Below are 14,020 nucleotides of genomic sequence, written 5' to 3'. Positions count from 1 at the left end.
TAGCGCCGATGGTACTTGGACCGAAGGGTCCTGGGAGAGTAGGAAGCCGCCAAGCAATAAGAACCACTACCGATGACCGGTGGTGGTTTTTTTATCCCCAAGTGGATAACTGGCGAGCGGGGATCATCGCAAATCTATGGTTATCCTCAAATTGTACACAGTTGTTCACACTTTCCTCTGTACAGATCTGATATTCATCAGCCTAACTGCGAAATATATCAATTTAGCATGAACTATGCACAGTCTTATTCACATATTCAGTTGATATATCAGTAATGCATATTAATATCCACATAAAAGAAGCAGCATCTACTCAATTCACAAATTTTTTATCCACAGTTTAAAGTTAATTAACTGAGGTATCATCTAAGGAAATATTATTTGTTGCTAGATGGTATGACAATAAGTGAATATTTGTATTTAAATGAATTAAATGTTTTTTATTCCTAAAAAATACTATTCGGATACGTTAAAACTGCATGAGGTTTTTGCAGAAATTTTAATTTAGGTGTATTACAAATAGGTCATTATGCGGTAGTCGATTCCATAAATATTGAAAGCTTTCGCGCATTTGTCTCCTATAAAGCGTTGCTAGCGCTATGTTACGATTTTCGTAGATATCAATATTTTAGAAAATCGGAGGCTGGCTTGCTAGCGGAAGGCCGGTCCGATCAGATAGGAGACGGAAGTGTGATGACAAAATTGCATGAGAGTATTTACGACAAGACCGGCACCGATATCCCTTGCGCACTGCAAGCACTGGCGAATCGTTATGTAGCCGATAATCCGGCTGAGCCTTACCAGTATCGTGCTTTTAACCGCGAAGGCATACAGCGTGCTAATGACTTTCGCTATGTATTTAACTTGAGTGAACGGTTTCCTGAAGCTGAGGTTGGACAAATTTCCTACGCGTGGGGCATGATGTGGTGTGATCATCCGGATACGGAGATGACTTGGCTCACTACGGCATGGGGACCACTTGAGGTCTTCATTAACGGGCATAGCATTTACCGGTCCTTTCCGGGCGATGAGCGGCCGAAGGTGAAGCGGGAATGTCGCGCTTTGCTTAACGCAGGCTGGAATGATATTGTGCTGAAATTTACGAAGACACGGGCTGGCTTTGGCGGTCTCTTCGGCACAACAAGCAGCAAATGGGTGATTTTCAACTCGATCATTGCCTCCAGCGAGAGAAGCGGCCAAGAAGGGTGGTTATTCAGCGAGCCGCTGGATGAAGCAGTAGAAGAGCTGCCGATTGCCGGACACTCGGAATTCGCAGGAGCACTGCAATGGTATCCCTATCTGGATTGGACGGAAGAGCAGAAGCAGATGACACCGCTGGAGAGATTATACGGCAGCCCCGACGGTTTAACAGCCTTCGCTTGGTCGAAATTCCATGCGAATAATGTGACAGGTCGAATTTATCGCATTATAGGCAACAGCTTAGGGCCTACAGTTCTATTCATAGATGGCGAGGAGAGGTATCATTCCGAACAGGCTGGGAATTTCAAACTGGAGCTGGAATTGTCCTATGGCCCACATCAATTGGTGATTCGCGATACTGCGGCTTCTTCCTGGGGTACGACAGTAACCGTGATGTCCGGAGATGAGACTGTTCTGCTGGAGCAGCCAGTCCCTGTTCACGGATATTCGGGGGCTTGGTTGTATTTAGGTCCGTTTGTGGATCAATATATCCCCGATATAGCCGAGCTGACAGAGCTGCATCGTATTCATGACGATGGTGGACAAGGAACTTACTGGCGTGCAGATATGCCTGGAGCCTGGATTCGGCCTTATCTAGAGGCTCCGCTATTTGGGAAGTGGAATTACCCTGTCGGTGTAACGCTGTACGGATTGGCACAGATGGGCAGAACGCTGGAACGTCCTGATCTCGTAGCTTATGCCGCAGACCACGTCGCTCAGACTGTAAGATGGTATCCCTATACCAAATGGGAGTATGAACAATACAAGGGTACAGGAATTAATCAATCCATTGCAGATATTGATAGCCTAGACGATTGTGGCTCTTTCGGTTCAACCATGCTTGAACTGTACCGGGATCATAGGCAGATAAGCGGGGTAGAGGATCTAGCCGATGTCATCGCAACTTATATGAGCGAGGCGCAGGAGCGGCTACCTGATGGAGCGTTCTATCGCAAGCATGGTCAAGGGGAGGATACGATGTGGGCGGATGACCTCTATATGAGCGTCCCTTTCCTATGTCGTTACTATGAGCTAACCGGCAATGAGAAGTATATCAATGATGCGGCAAGACAATTTCTGCTGTTCCAAGAGTACCTATATATTCCTGAAGAGAAGTTGATGTCCCATGTGTACGATTTCGAGCAGGGTTTAGCGACAGGAGTGCCTTGGGGTCGCGGAAATGGCTGGGTATTGTTCTCCTTGTCCGAGCTTCTGAGCGTTCTGCCAGAGGAACACCCGGAACGGGAAGAATTACTGGAAATGTTCCGTACATTAAGCGCTGGCTATCTTGCTCATCAAAGCGAGGAAGGCCTGTGGCGCCAAGTAATCAATGAACCGGATGCTTATCTGGAGACATCCTGCACAGCGATGTTCATCTATGCTTATGCACGTGGTGTACGAAATGGCTGGCTGAACGATAAGGCCTCTTATTCCAACAGCGCTATTCAAGCTTGGAGCGGCCTGACCCGGCACAGTATCGATGCACGTGGAAATCTATACGGAGTATGCCGCGGTTCAGGCTATTCGCATTCCAGTCGATACTACAAGTATGATTTGCTGCCGCAGCTCAATGATACACATGGAATCGGCATTGTTATGCTGGCCGGCGTGGAATTGCTGCGATTGATTGAATGGCTACAAATACCATAGGATTAATTAAAGAATATGCATTGACAGTCTCCCTCTTGTCATGTATTATGGTCTGAGGTTGTTAACATGGTCTGGACCATGAACGAACATTATATTACTTTCGTATAACCTCGCAGATAGCCGATTGACGGTTAGAACGGGCGAGGGTTTCTACAGGAAGCCGTAACTTCCTAACTACGATATGGAGAATGCATTACTGATTCTTATATCGTAGTTAGGATTTTTTGCGTTTCCTGGATTCAAATGCTATCAAGGGGGAGCAGTAGGAAATGAAAATGAAGTACTTATTATCTGTGTTTATCGGTGCTGCCAGCTATGGCATATTGTCAACCATAGTTGTACTCGCCTACGGACATGGCTACCAGCTTGGTGAAGTGGTAGGCACCCAACTGCTGACAGGCTGTATTCTAGCATGGATGCTGGCTCTATATACCAAGCTTAAAGAGAGACGCAAGCTAAGGGAAGAGCAGGGTAAGTCAGGAAACTCCGTGAATGCAACAGCAGATGCCTCGTCGAAGCTGACCTGGAAGCAGAGATTGCTGCTTATGTTAGTCGGAACACCTACCGCCATAACGGGCCTAGTCTATTATCACTCATTACAATATATCCCGGCATCATTGGCAATTATATTATTATTCCAGTTCACATGGATTACCGTGTTGATTCAAGCGATCAGCAAGCGCCAACGTCCTAACAGGGTTACGCTGTTCACACTTGTATTACTGTTTGGTGGAACACTGCTGGCTGCTGGGCTAACGGGGCAGGCAGGAGGCCGGTTCTCTGCAATCGGGATCACATTCGGATTACTCGCGGCCGTGAGCTACTCCATGTTTGTTCTCTTTAGCGGTAAGGCGATGACATCCATTAAACCAGCTTATCGCAGTGCCTGGATGATTACGGGGGGACTCGTGCTAGTCTTTATACTATTCCCACCACATTTCCTGTTTAATGGTCTGCTGTGGAGCCAGTTGTTGGTGTTCGGGTTCCTGCTCGGTTTCTTCGGAGCATTCATACCTCCCGTATTGTTCGCGATTGGCGTACCTCATATCGGCGAGGATATGGCCGGGATTCTAGGAGCAGTTGAGCTTCCAGTTGCGGTATTGCTCTCTTCTCTGGTTCTCCATGAGCAGGTGACGATGCTGCAATGGATCGGCGTTATCGTTGTTCTGCTCGGTGTCATCTTCCCTCAGCTCACTAAGCTAAGAATGAGAGCTACGGGCGAGAAACGGTTGACATAGTCTATAGATCATTTATAAGCCGTCTTCGGTCTGCGAAATACAGAGTGGAGGCGGCTTTGCTTTTCGAACATTTTCTATTATGATCAAAAGAGAGCACAGCAAAAATCAAAAATCGACAAACTCCCTCGTTATTTTCAGGTATTATTAGGAATAGAATAATGAACTGACATTAACTCGAAAGTAGGGGATTGAAGTGGGGATCTTTGATAAATTGAAGGATGGCGCAGCCAAAGCGGCAGACTTGGCCAAGGATTCTGTGGAGATTGCCAAGATCAATTCGCAAATCTCCAGCAAGCGGAAGGAAATTGAGAAGAGCTATTTATTGATCGGCAAAGAGGTCTACGAGGCTTTTACCAAAAAACAGCTGGATACGCTTGAGTCCCTCGTTCAGGAGCAGAGCAATTTGATCCGTGGACTTGAGGAAGAAGTCGAGCAATTGGAGTATAAGATTAGAGAGATTAAGGATGAGAAGGAATGTGTCTGTAGCAGAGTAGTGCCGATGGATACGAAGTTCTGTCCGTCCTGTGGACACCAATTCGAAGAGATTACCAAGTTAGTTCCTGTCGAAGAAGAGGCCGCTAGCGAGGTGCTTGTCATTCAGAAGCATTGCGGCTCTTGCCATGCTGTTGTGAATGAGACGGATCTTTTTTGCGAGAAGTGCGGAAATCGGTTAGCCCCTTAGAATGATCAGGTCGCAGTGAGGGAGTCCTGATCCCTGATAAGAATAGATGGATAACTATTGAAGCAGGTTGATGACCATAATAAGGGTTGTCGGCCTGTTTTTGATTGATTGTTCTTTTTTGCACATACTAAATATTTCAGTTCATGTACAATATAACGGTGTAGAATTTAAGAATTCGCAATTTTAAGCTCATGGAGGTTATCGTAAGGAATGAAGCCTATTATAGACGTAGCCAAATCTTTTGGAATTGATGAGAAATATCTTGAACTGTACGGAAAATATAAATGCAAGATTGACCTGCAAATACGAGAGGATCTAAGGGACCGTCCAGACGGTAAGCTAGTGCTCGTGACAGCGATGAACCCTACACCTGCCGGGGAAGGGAAGACGCTGACGACGATTGGCCTCTCCCAAGCGTTAAATGCTATCGGCATCCCTGCGATCGCTGCGCTTAGGGAACCTTCCCTCGGCCCTTGCTTCGGTATGAAGGGCGGGGCGACAGGCAGTGGTAAGGCGGAAATTCTGCCAGCTGAAGATATTAATTTGCATTTTACCGGGGATATTCATGCCATCACTGCAGCGCATAACTTGCTGTCTGCAATGATTGAGAATCATATTTATCACGGAAATAAGCTACAGATCGATACGCAGAGAATTCTATGGAAGCATGCGATGGATATGAATGACCGCAGTTTGCGGCGAATTGTGTGCGGCATTGGCGATGGCAACGGAAGCGTACATGAATCTGGCTTTATGATCACTACAGCCTCAGAGATTATGGCCGTTCTCTGCTTAAGCGAGGATCTATCGGATCTCAGACAGCGGCTGGGGCGGATTATCGTTGCCTATAATATGGCGGGAGAGGCGATCACGGCGGAGCAGATCAGTGCCGTCGATTCTATGACCGTACTGCTGAAGGATGCCATCAAGCCGAATATGGTGCAGACGGCAGAAGGAACTCCTGTCTTTGTTCATGGCGGCCCATTCGCTAACATTGCCCACGGTTGCAGCAGCGTGATCGGTACCAAGACGGCGCTGAAGCTGGCGGATATTGTAGTGACCGAAGCAGGATTCGGTGCTGATCTGGGGGCTGAGAAATTTTTTGATATCAAATGCCGCAAGTCCGGTCTTGATCCAGCCGCAGCTGTGCTGGTGGTGACGATTAAGGCGCTGAAATATAACGGCGGTGTATCCAAGAATGAATTGGATGAACAGAACGTAGTTGCACTACAGGCTGGACTCGCCAACATGGAGCGGCATATTGAGAATATTTGCAAATTCAATGTCCCTGTTATGGTTGCTATTAATCACTTCGCGCATGATCATGACGAGGAAGTAGCATTTGTCCTTGATCACTGCCGACGTCTTGGGGTGAGAGCTGAGGTATCTGATGTGTGGGCGGAAGGTGGCGCTGGCGGCCAGCGGATGGCCGAGACATTACGGGATATTTTACAGAATGAGCCGGGCAGCTTCGCCCCTCTATACACGAATGACAGCTGCCTAATAGATAAAATAGAGACGATCATCCACCAAATTTACCGCGGAGCTGGGGTACACCTGACTCCATCCGCACTTAAGAAGCTGGAGCAGATTGAGCATCTTGGATATGGTAATATGCCGGTATGTATGGCGAAAACACCTTATTCTTTCTCGGATCAGCCTGCATTGCTTGGTGCGCCGGAAGGCTTTACAGTACAGGTCAAGGATATTACACTGTCGGCTGGAGCGGGCTTCGTGGTCGTTCATACCGGGAACATCGTCACGATGCCTGGATTACCGAAGGTTCCGGCAGCAGAGCGAATCTATCTGGATGAGTTGGGAAAAGTGAATGGACTAGTATAAATAAAGGTGGAACATTCTGGGTTTCCAAGGTACTCTTATACCTATAGGGTGTCTAACTAAAATAATCGGGACACGAAATGGGGGAATCCTATGGAAATCAGACAATTGGTTGCAGAAGAATTCGATATGAGCGCGGATCTGGGAGAATATGCGTTTCAGTACAAGTTGTCTCCTGTCGAACGGACTGAACGGAGAACACGCTTCAAGCCGGAGCAGGCTTGGGGAGCTTTTGAGAATGGACAGCTGCTCGCGAAGCTTGCGCTGCTGCCGCTGCAAATCTATATTCATGGCAAGCCTTTTGATATGGGCGGACTCGCCGGAGTAGCTTCCTGGCCAGAAAATCGCCGCAGTGGCTTGGTGCGCGGCTTGCTTACCCAGGCGTTACGCGTCATGAAAGATCAGGGTCAGAAGATATCCTGTCTGAATCCTTTCTCCTTCGCGTATTATCGTAAGTTCGGCTGGGAGTTGATGACCGAGCATCGGAAATATACCATTCCGGTAAATCAATTCCCGGCCCGTAAGAACTTCAAGGGCAGAGTCAGAAGGGATTTGAGGGATGTCGCGCTGCTGGATCAAATATATCGGCCTTTTGCGCAGAGGTATAATGGAACGCTGCTGCGTGATCGCGATTGGTGGGAGAGGTCGGTACTGGACGAGGATGGACATGACGTCGTCTATTTCTCGGAGGATGGCACTCCACAAGGATACGCTCTGTACAATGTTACGAACCGGGAGCTGACAATTGAGGAATTCGTCTATCATAACGAGATGGCCCGTGAAGCATTGTGGACCTACTTCGCCAACCATGATTCCATGGTGAATCAAGCGGTAGTCAAATTCGTCCCCATGGATGATTTCTTGCCATTCCTGCTCGACAACCCGCGCTTCAATCAGGAGATTATTCCTTATTTCATGGCACGGATTGTCGATGTTGCTCCGTTTATTAATGATTATCCATTCCAGGCATCGGAGGTGGAGACTACACTGAAGCTGCAGATTGAAGATACGACGGCGCCATGGAATCATGGGGTCTGGCAGCTACACGTATCGCCTGAGGGAAGAGGGCAACTGAGCAAGATTGACGAAGCTTCAGCTGAAGCCGAGCTCACTTGTGATATCCAGACCTTAACGACGATGCTCATAGGATACAGACGTCCTCAAGAAATGTACCGTTACGGCCGATTGGCCGGGGAGGAGTCAGGCGTTGCCGCACTGGAGCACATCATTCCACACGGAACGACTTATCTGATGGATTCATTTTAATATAGCAGACAGCCATTCTTTTCTATATTAGAAAGGGATGGCTGTTTCCATCTGGCCGGGGATTCTGGTTAGTGTGATCGCCTGTCCTTGTCCTTGCCTATTCAACGCGATCTCGATAAAATAGAAGAAATCAATCTTCCGAACGAGTAAAAAAGAAGATAAAGTTCAATAATTGGCCGATTGAAAGGGGATAGGGCACTTGTCAACCATACAAGGGATGGGTAAGACACTCCTAAATATACACAGCAATCTGAACGGGCTTACCAAAGCCGAGCAAAAAGTGGCGCAATATATTCTGGATAACGCCTCCGATATTATTTATCACTCCGTGACCGAGTTGGCGGAAAAAGCCGATGTAGGAGAAACAACAGTGCTGCGCTTATGCCGGAAGTTAAAGTTTCAAGGATTTCAAGATTTCAAGTTGTCATTGGCGCAGGATCTGGTGAAGCCGATCGATAATTTACATCAAGAAATAACAGAGGATGACGATTCGACCGCGTTAAATGAGAAAATTATAGCCAACCATATCCGTACCTTGGAGCAGACAAGAGAACTAGCCGTTTCCGATCAGTTAGGTAAAGCGATCAATGCGTTGCTCCGGGCCCGCTGTATTTATTTCTTTGGCGTCGGTTCGTCTGGATTGACAGCCATGCAAGCCGCACATAGCTTCTCGAGAATTGGCAAACTAAGCAGCGCCAAAGTGGATACTCACTTTCAAGCTATGGAAGCAGCCCTAATGACCAAGGATGACGTGGCGGTCGGTATTTCGATCTCCGGAAGTACGAAGGATACGATTGAAAATTTAACCTTGGCTAAAAAGACGGGTGCAACTGTTATCGCCATCACAAGCAATGCCCGTTCTCCAATTACGAAGGTTGCGGATATCAGCTTGCTAATGATCGCCAGGGAGAATCCACTGCAAGGCAGCTCCCTCTCCGCCAAAATCTCGCAGCTGGCCGTCATCGATATTCTGAATGTCGCCGTTTCGCTGCAAATGAAGGACGAGGCGCTAAAAACCAGAGAAATAACAGCCCGAGCAATTTCCGAGAAACTGTATTAGAGCCAATCCTACGTTAATATCGCAAAAGAGATTACTTCTACAGAGAGAGCCTTTTTAGGCTCTTTTTTTGTTGTGACTGCCATTTTTATAAAAGGAAAAGCATATAATCATCTAAAAAGAAATAATCTTTTATTATTCAATAAATAGTGGAGAATTTCTCCAAACCATGTTACAATGAACCTGTGAGAGAGGAGAATGTCTCCATTGTGACTGATCCATCTGGAAAAATTCACCGAACGTTTACGAAAGCGGCATAATGGAATAACTATTCATATTTGTTATGTAAGCGCTTCACGAAACCCGGATTGATGGATTCAAAGTCATCTCTTCTCTTGGCTATAGAAAGATAGATTATAAAGATGAGAGGGTGTTAGGACATGAGTTTCAAAGGAAAAAGGTTGATTTCATTATTATTGACATCCATGTTGATGGTGGGTCTATTGGCGGCGTGTGGTTCGGGTTCGTCCGGTAATAAGGAGACGGCTTCGAACGGCAACAGCGATGGTGCAAAGGCAGGGGAACAAGTCACCGTAGAGTTCTGGACGATCTCACTGCAGCCGACCTTCAATGATTACTTCGACAAATTGATTGCGGATTATGAAGCTCAGAATCCGAATGTCAAGATCGATTGGAAGGACTATCCTTACGATGCTGTACTGAACAAACTGATGACGAACATTGCTGGCGGTGATGCGCCGGACGTGGTGAACCTTAATACGGAGCTGGCCAATCAGATGGGAACCAAGGATGCATTGGTTGACTTCAACCAAGAGCTGACAGCGGACCAGAAGGCAGCTTATTTCCCGGGAATCTACTCTTCAACGGAAATGAACGGCAAAGGGTTCGCACTCCCTTGGTACACCGGATTGCCTGTCCTATTCATGAATAAGGATCTGGTGGAGAAAGCTGGACTGGATCCAGAAAATCCGCCAAAGACGAAGCAGGAATTGAACGAATGGGGTCGCCAGATCAAAGAGAAGACCGGCGCCTACGGCTATATTTTCACGATGGAAGCGCGTACTCTGTTAGAGGAGAACCTGCCGTTCCTGACTGAGGATTATAAGAAGGCAGCTTTCAATACACCGGAAGTGGAAGAGTATGTCAATGAGAATTTACAACTGTTAAAAGACGGCGTCATTCCAAAAGACATTATCAACTACGATAAACAAGTGCAGTACTTCGCGAGTGAGCAAGTAGCCATGTCTTTATCCAGTTCGCCATTCATTAACAAGATCAAGACAGCCGCGCCGGATGTATACGAGAAAATGCTTGCCGTTCCAAGTCCGGTTGGCAAAGCGGGCATCCGCTATTCCAACACGATGAACATCGTTGTACCTTCGGCAACATCTCATAAGAAAGAAGCGGTTGACTTCGCTGTATTCGTTACGAATGCGGCCAATCAGCTGGAATTCTCCAAGATCGCTAATACATTGCCTTCCACAGTAGAGAGCGCCAAAGATCCGTTCTTCTCCGAAAATGACGGAACTCTGGAAGGGGTGGCTAAGACCGTATCCGCAGTCAGCCTTGATAAAGCCGAGGATTTCTACATCGGCGTTGAGAGTGCTAAAGACGTCAATCAGACCGTCACCAAAGCATTGCAGGAAATTTATTTGAACGGTGCTGACGTGAAGAAGACATTGACTACGGCCGAGAGCGATGTTAACAAAATCTTGGGTAACTAAATACTTCAAATTGGGCAGGCTTGTCCTGCCCGATTCTTGTAGATATAGAACTATCTTTAATAAAGGCGGTGGAGGAATACTATCATGAAAAAGACACCCTTCTTTAGCAGATTCGGCAAATCGGAGGCGTCCGTCGCTTGGCTATTTATGACACCGGGGCTGATCCTACTCGCCCTATTTGTCTTCTGGCCGATTATTTACAGCGTACCGCTGGCGCTGACGAATTACTCCGTTATAGGCAAGACCGAATTTGTCGGTTTTGATAATTTCGTCAAAGCATTGCAGGATAAGAGCTTCATCACGTCGCTGGTCAACTCGTTGCTATATGTCATTGTTGTGCCATTTATTCAGATTTTCTCTATTCTTATGGCGATTCTAGTAAATAGCAATGTCAAAGGAATTAAAATCTTCCGTACTGCTTATTACATCCCCGTAGTTACTTCCATGGTTGCAGTAGCGCTTATTTGGGGCTGGCTGCTCAACCAGAATGGGGTCATCAACTATGTGCTGTCCAGTGTAGGTCTAATGCAAGAGAAGATTACCTGGCTGTCCAATAAAGACACAGCGCTGTGGACACTGATGTTTATTACGATGTGGAAGGGCCTTGGCTACTATATGATGATTTATTTGGCAGGATTGCAATCCATTCCGAAGGATCTGGTAGAGGCTGCGATGATCGATGGCGCGAACCGAGCTCAGACGATTCGTAAAATTACAATTCCACTGCTGAAGCCATACGTCTTTTTCTGTACGCTTATTTCACTAATGGCGGCAATCCGTGTGTTCGATGAAGTGTTCATCCTGACGATGGGTGGACCGGGGGATGCTACCTTAACATCGAGCTTGTATATTTATCAGCAGGGTTTCCAGCAATTTAATTTCGGCTACTCTTCGGCACTTGGCTTAATTGTCAGCGTTATGATTGCTGCGCTTAGTATCGTCATCTTCAGATTCAACCGGAAGGGTGGTGTCAATCCATATTAATGGATGCATGATATGAGAAAAAAACCACTTCGTGTTCTGAAATTAATAGCGCTGTATGCAGCTTTGATTCTGTTTGCCATTTTTATGATGGGACCATTCCTATGGATATTAAGTGTGTCGCTCATGCCCGGCAAGAATGTGTTCAGCTCTCCGCCGGCGATCTTCCCGACATTTATCGACTTCGATAATTACGTCCAAGTGTGGAATTACATGGACTTTCCAAGATACTTAATGAATACCGTTATCATTGCTCTGATGGGCGTCGTTATGAACATCTTTTTCTCCTGTCTAACGGCCTACCCGCTCGCCGTATTTCGGTTCAAAGGACGGGATCTTATCTTTGCACTACTGGTAGCGACGATGATTATTCCCGCTGCAGCCGGCATGGTAGTTAACTATTTGACGGTAAAAGCACTAGGCTTGATGGGCGGGTTTCTTGCAGTCGTGCTTCCTTCAGCGGTTACCGTGTTCAACGTATTTCTAATGAGACAGGCGTTCATGGGCATGCCGCACGAGCTTCGTGATTCCGGTAAAGTGGATGGCGCCAGTGAATTTCGCATTTGGTTACAATTGTCGCTACCGATTGTGAAACCGGCGATTGCCGTTATTGGACTATTGGAGTTCATGGGGATGTGGAATAGCTTCCTCTGGCCGATGATTGTGCTTAATGATACGAAGCAGTATCCGATCGCGTCCGCGCTCAGCTTTTTAAATGGCCAATTTTCCTATAATTTTGGCTGGATTGCCGCCGGGACCGTCATTTCGGTTATACCGATTATCGTCGTGTTCCTGTGCACCCAGAAATATTACATGGAAGGTGTATCCGGAGCAGTTAAAGGATAGGAGGACACTACTCACATGAGAAAAATTATATATATTCCGTTGGACGAACGTCCGTGCAATTACGAATTTCCGGCACTTCTTGCCGCAGGAACGGATTATCATGTCGTCCGTCCGGATTTGAGCATGATGGGGCTGAAGAAGCGCCCTGGAGACATCGAACAGCTATGGGCCTGGCTATTCGAGCAGGCACGTGATGCAGACGGCGTGATTGTGGCCTTGGACACATTGCTATACGGAGGAATCATCCCCTCGCGACTGCATGAGATGACGGAGGAACAGTGCGGGGAGCAATTGGAGAAGCTCCGTCAATTGAAGCGGATCAACCCGGCATTGCACGTATTTGCTTATCAACTCATTATGCGCTGCCCACGCTATTCCAGCAGTGATGAAGAACCGGATTATTACGAGGATTGGGGCAGGGAGATTTTCCGGCGCGGATATATTCGCCACCGGTTGGAGCTGGGCATTGCGACAGAAGAAGAGCAGAGTGAGTTGCAGCAGATTGAGATGGCTTTGCCTGAATCTATATGGCAGGACTACACGGAGCGCCGTGCTGTTAATTTAACAGCGAATAAGAGAGCCATCGAACTGGTACAGGACGGAGCCGTTGATTTTATGATCATTCCACAGGATGACTCGGCCCCTTATGGTCTGACCGCGGTGGATCAGCAGCACATTCGGGAGCATGTCAAGAAGTGTCAGCAGCAGCTATCCGTCTATATGTATCCCGGAGCCGATGAAGTGGGATGTACGCTGCTGGCCCGTATGATCAATCATTTTGAGCGCCGTAAGCCGCGGGTGCATGTTCATTTTGCCAGTGTGCAAGGGCCGTTAGTGATACCTCTATATGAAGACCGTGTACTATATGAATCGGTCAAATATCAGATTATGGCGGCCGGAGGGCTAATGTCGCCGTCCCTGGCAGAAGCCGATATGGCCCTATGCATCAATACACCCGGCGAGAGCATGATGGAGTCGAATGATCAAGGACGGCCCTTTTTAGGGTATCAGGTATACCGGAATCTAGTTGAACTGATCGAGGTGGCTGATGATATTGTTCACCGTCTCGGCAAGCCTTGTGTTATCGCCGATGTAGCCTATGCCAACGGAGCAGATCTTGAACTGCTGCAGCTGCTTCGCGATAAGAAGCTGTTGTTCAAATTGGCCGGTTATGCAGGTTGGAATACAAGCGGCAACACGCTCGGGACCTGCATTGCACAAGGCATGATCTATGCTGTGTATGGCAATACGCCGCAGCATCGCGATTTCCTGTCACTACGATATGTAGAGGATGGAGGCTATTGCGCTTTCGTCCGTAGGGATGTAAGTGATCGGGTGCTGCCTGGTATGGGATACAATTATTTCTCGATCGATGGACAGCGGGGACAAATCGCCGAGCGGGTCAGAGTTGAATTGAACCAATTCATCGAGAATCATTTGCATGACCCAGAAAGTAATTATGAGATCGTGATTGACGATTGCTATATGCCTTGGAGTCGGATGTTTGAGGTTGGATTGAAGACCCATGTCCGTGATACTAAGTAAGGACAATAAAGTACGACGAGGGTTCGAGCTT

At 47.2% G+C, this 14,020-nt stretch carries 10 protein-coding genes and 1 riboswitch; all 10 genes read left to right on the top strand.

What is annotated here, in order from left to right; all coding sequences use genetic code 11:
- Positions 1–693 precede the first annotated feature (693 nt).
- Positions 694–2,850, top strand: a complete 2,157-nt coding sequence (locus ABD014_RS23115) for a glycoside hydrolase family 88/105 protein (protein ID WP_343865319.1) — start codon at positions 694–696, stop codon at positions 2,848–2,850.
- 80 nt (positions 2,851–2,930) lie between these two features.
- Positions 2,931–3,047: riboswitch (purine riboswitch) on the top strand.
- Positions 3,048–3,125: 78 nt separating this feature from the next.
- Positions 3,126–4,088: an EamA family transporter gene (locus ABD014_RS23110; RefSeq protein ID WP_379340777.1), complete on the top strand. Its 963-nt coding sequence runs from the start codon at positions 3,126–3,128 to the stop codon at positions 4,086–4,088.
- Between the two features lie 193 nt (positions 4,089–4,281).
- Positions 4,282–4,770, top strand: a complete 489-nt coding sequence (locus ABD014_RS23105; protein ID WP_343865315.1) for a double zinc ribbon domain-containing protein — start codon at positions 4,282–4,284, stop codon at positions 4,768–4,770.
- A 210-nt stretch (positions 4,771–4,980) separates the two neighbouring features.
- On the top strand, positions 4,981–6,612 hold the full coding sequence (locus tag ABD014_RS23100; protein ID WP_343865313.1) for a formate--tetrahydrofolate ligase: 1,632 nt from the start codon (positions 4,981–4,983) through the stop codon (positions 6,610–6,612).
- Between the two features lie 90 nt (positions 6,613–6,702).
- Positions 6,703–7,875: a GNAT family N-acetyltransferase gene (locus ABD014_RS23095; RefSeq protein WP_343865311.1), complete on the top strand. Its 1,173-nt coding sequence runs from the start codon at positions 6,703–6,705 to the stop codon at positions 7,873–7,875.
- Between the two features lie 199 nt (positions 7,876–8,074).
- Complete coding sequence (locus tag ABD014_RS23090; protein WP_227011678.1) at positions 8,075–8,935, top strand: MurR/RpiR family transcriptional regulator; 861 nt, start codon at positions 8,075–8,077, stop codon at positions 8,933–8,935.
- Positions 8,936–9,312: 377 nt separating this feature from the next.
- Positions 9,313–10,617 (top strand): ABC transporter substrate-binding protein, encoded by a 1,305-nt coding sequence (locus ABD014_RS23085; RefSeq protein WP_343865307.1) that lies wholly within the window; start codon positions 9,313–9,315, stop codon positions 10,615–10,617.
- Between the two features lie 84 nt (positions 10,618–10,701).
- Positions 10,702–11,601 carry a carbohydrate ABC transporter permease gene (locus ABD014_RS23080; protein WP_251416852.1) on the top strand — a complete coding sequence of 300 codons (900 nt, stop codon included), beginning with the start codon at positions 10,702–10,704 and terminating at the stop codon, positions 11,599–11,601.
- A 12-nt stretch (positions 11,602–11,613) separates the two neighbouring features.
- Positions 11,614–12,444, top strand: a complete 831-nt coding sequence (locus ABD014_RS23075) for a carbohydrate ABC transporter permease (RefSeq protein ID WP_343865303.1) — start codon at positions 11,614–11,616, stop codon at positions 12,442–12,444.
- A 15-nt stretch (positions 12,445–12,459) separates the two neighbouring features.
- A complete protein-coding gene (locus tag ABD014_RS23070; protein ID WP_343865301.1) occupies positions 12,460–13,989 on the top strand; it encodes a DUF4127 family protein in 1,530 nt (509 codons plus the stop codon).
- Positions 13,990–14,020: the final 31 nt, after the last annotated feature.

The organism is Paenibacillus motobuensis, assembly GCF_039521865.1.
Classification (GTDB): Bacteria; Bacillota; Bacilli; order Paenibacillales; family Paenibacillaceae; genus Fontibacillus; species Fontibacillus motobuensis.
This window is presented reverse-complemented; position numbering and strand designations above follow the sequence as displayed.

What these genes read in the sequence shown, in the direction of transcription:
- ABD014_RS23115 (WP_343865319.1), top strand. Translation starts at nt 694, where the DNA reads ATGACAAAATTGCATGAGAGTATTTACGACAAGACCGGCACCGATATC.
- ABD014_RS23110 (WP_379340777.1), top strand. Translation starts at nt 3,126, where the DNA reads ATGAAGTACTTATTATCTGTGTTTATCGGTGCTGCCAGCTATGGCATA.
- ABD014_RS23100 (WP_343865313.1), top strand. Translation starts at nt 4,981, where the DNA reads ATGAAGCCTATTATAGACGTAGCCAAATCTTTTGGAATTGATGAGAAA.
- ABD014_RS23095 (WP_343865311.1), top strand. Translation starts at nt 6,703, where the DNA reads ATGGAAATCAGACAATTGGTTGCAGAAGAATTCGATATGAGCGCGGAT.
- ABD014_RS23085 (WP_343865307.1), top strand. Translation starts at nt 9,313, where the DNA reads ATGAGTTTCAAAGGAAAAAGGTTGATTTCATTATTATTGACATCCATG.
- ABD014_RS23080 (WP_251416852.1), top strand. Translation starts at nt 10,702, where the DNA reads ATGAAAAAGACACCCTTCTTTAGCAGATTCGGCAAATCGGAGGCGTCC.
- ABD014_RS23075 (WP_343865303.1), top strand. Translation starts at nt 11,614, where the DNA reads ATGAGAAAAAAACCACTTCGTGTTCTGAAATTAATAGCGCTGTATGCA.
- ABD014_RS23070 (WP_343865301.1), top strand. Translation starts at nt 12,460, where the DNA reads ATGAGAAAAATTATATATATTCCGTTGGACGAACGTCCGTGCAATTAC.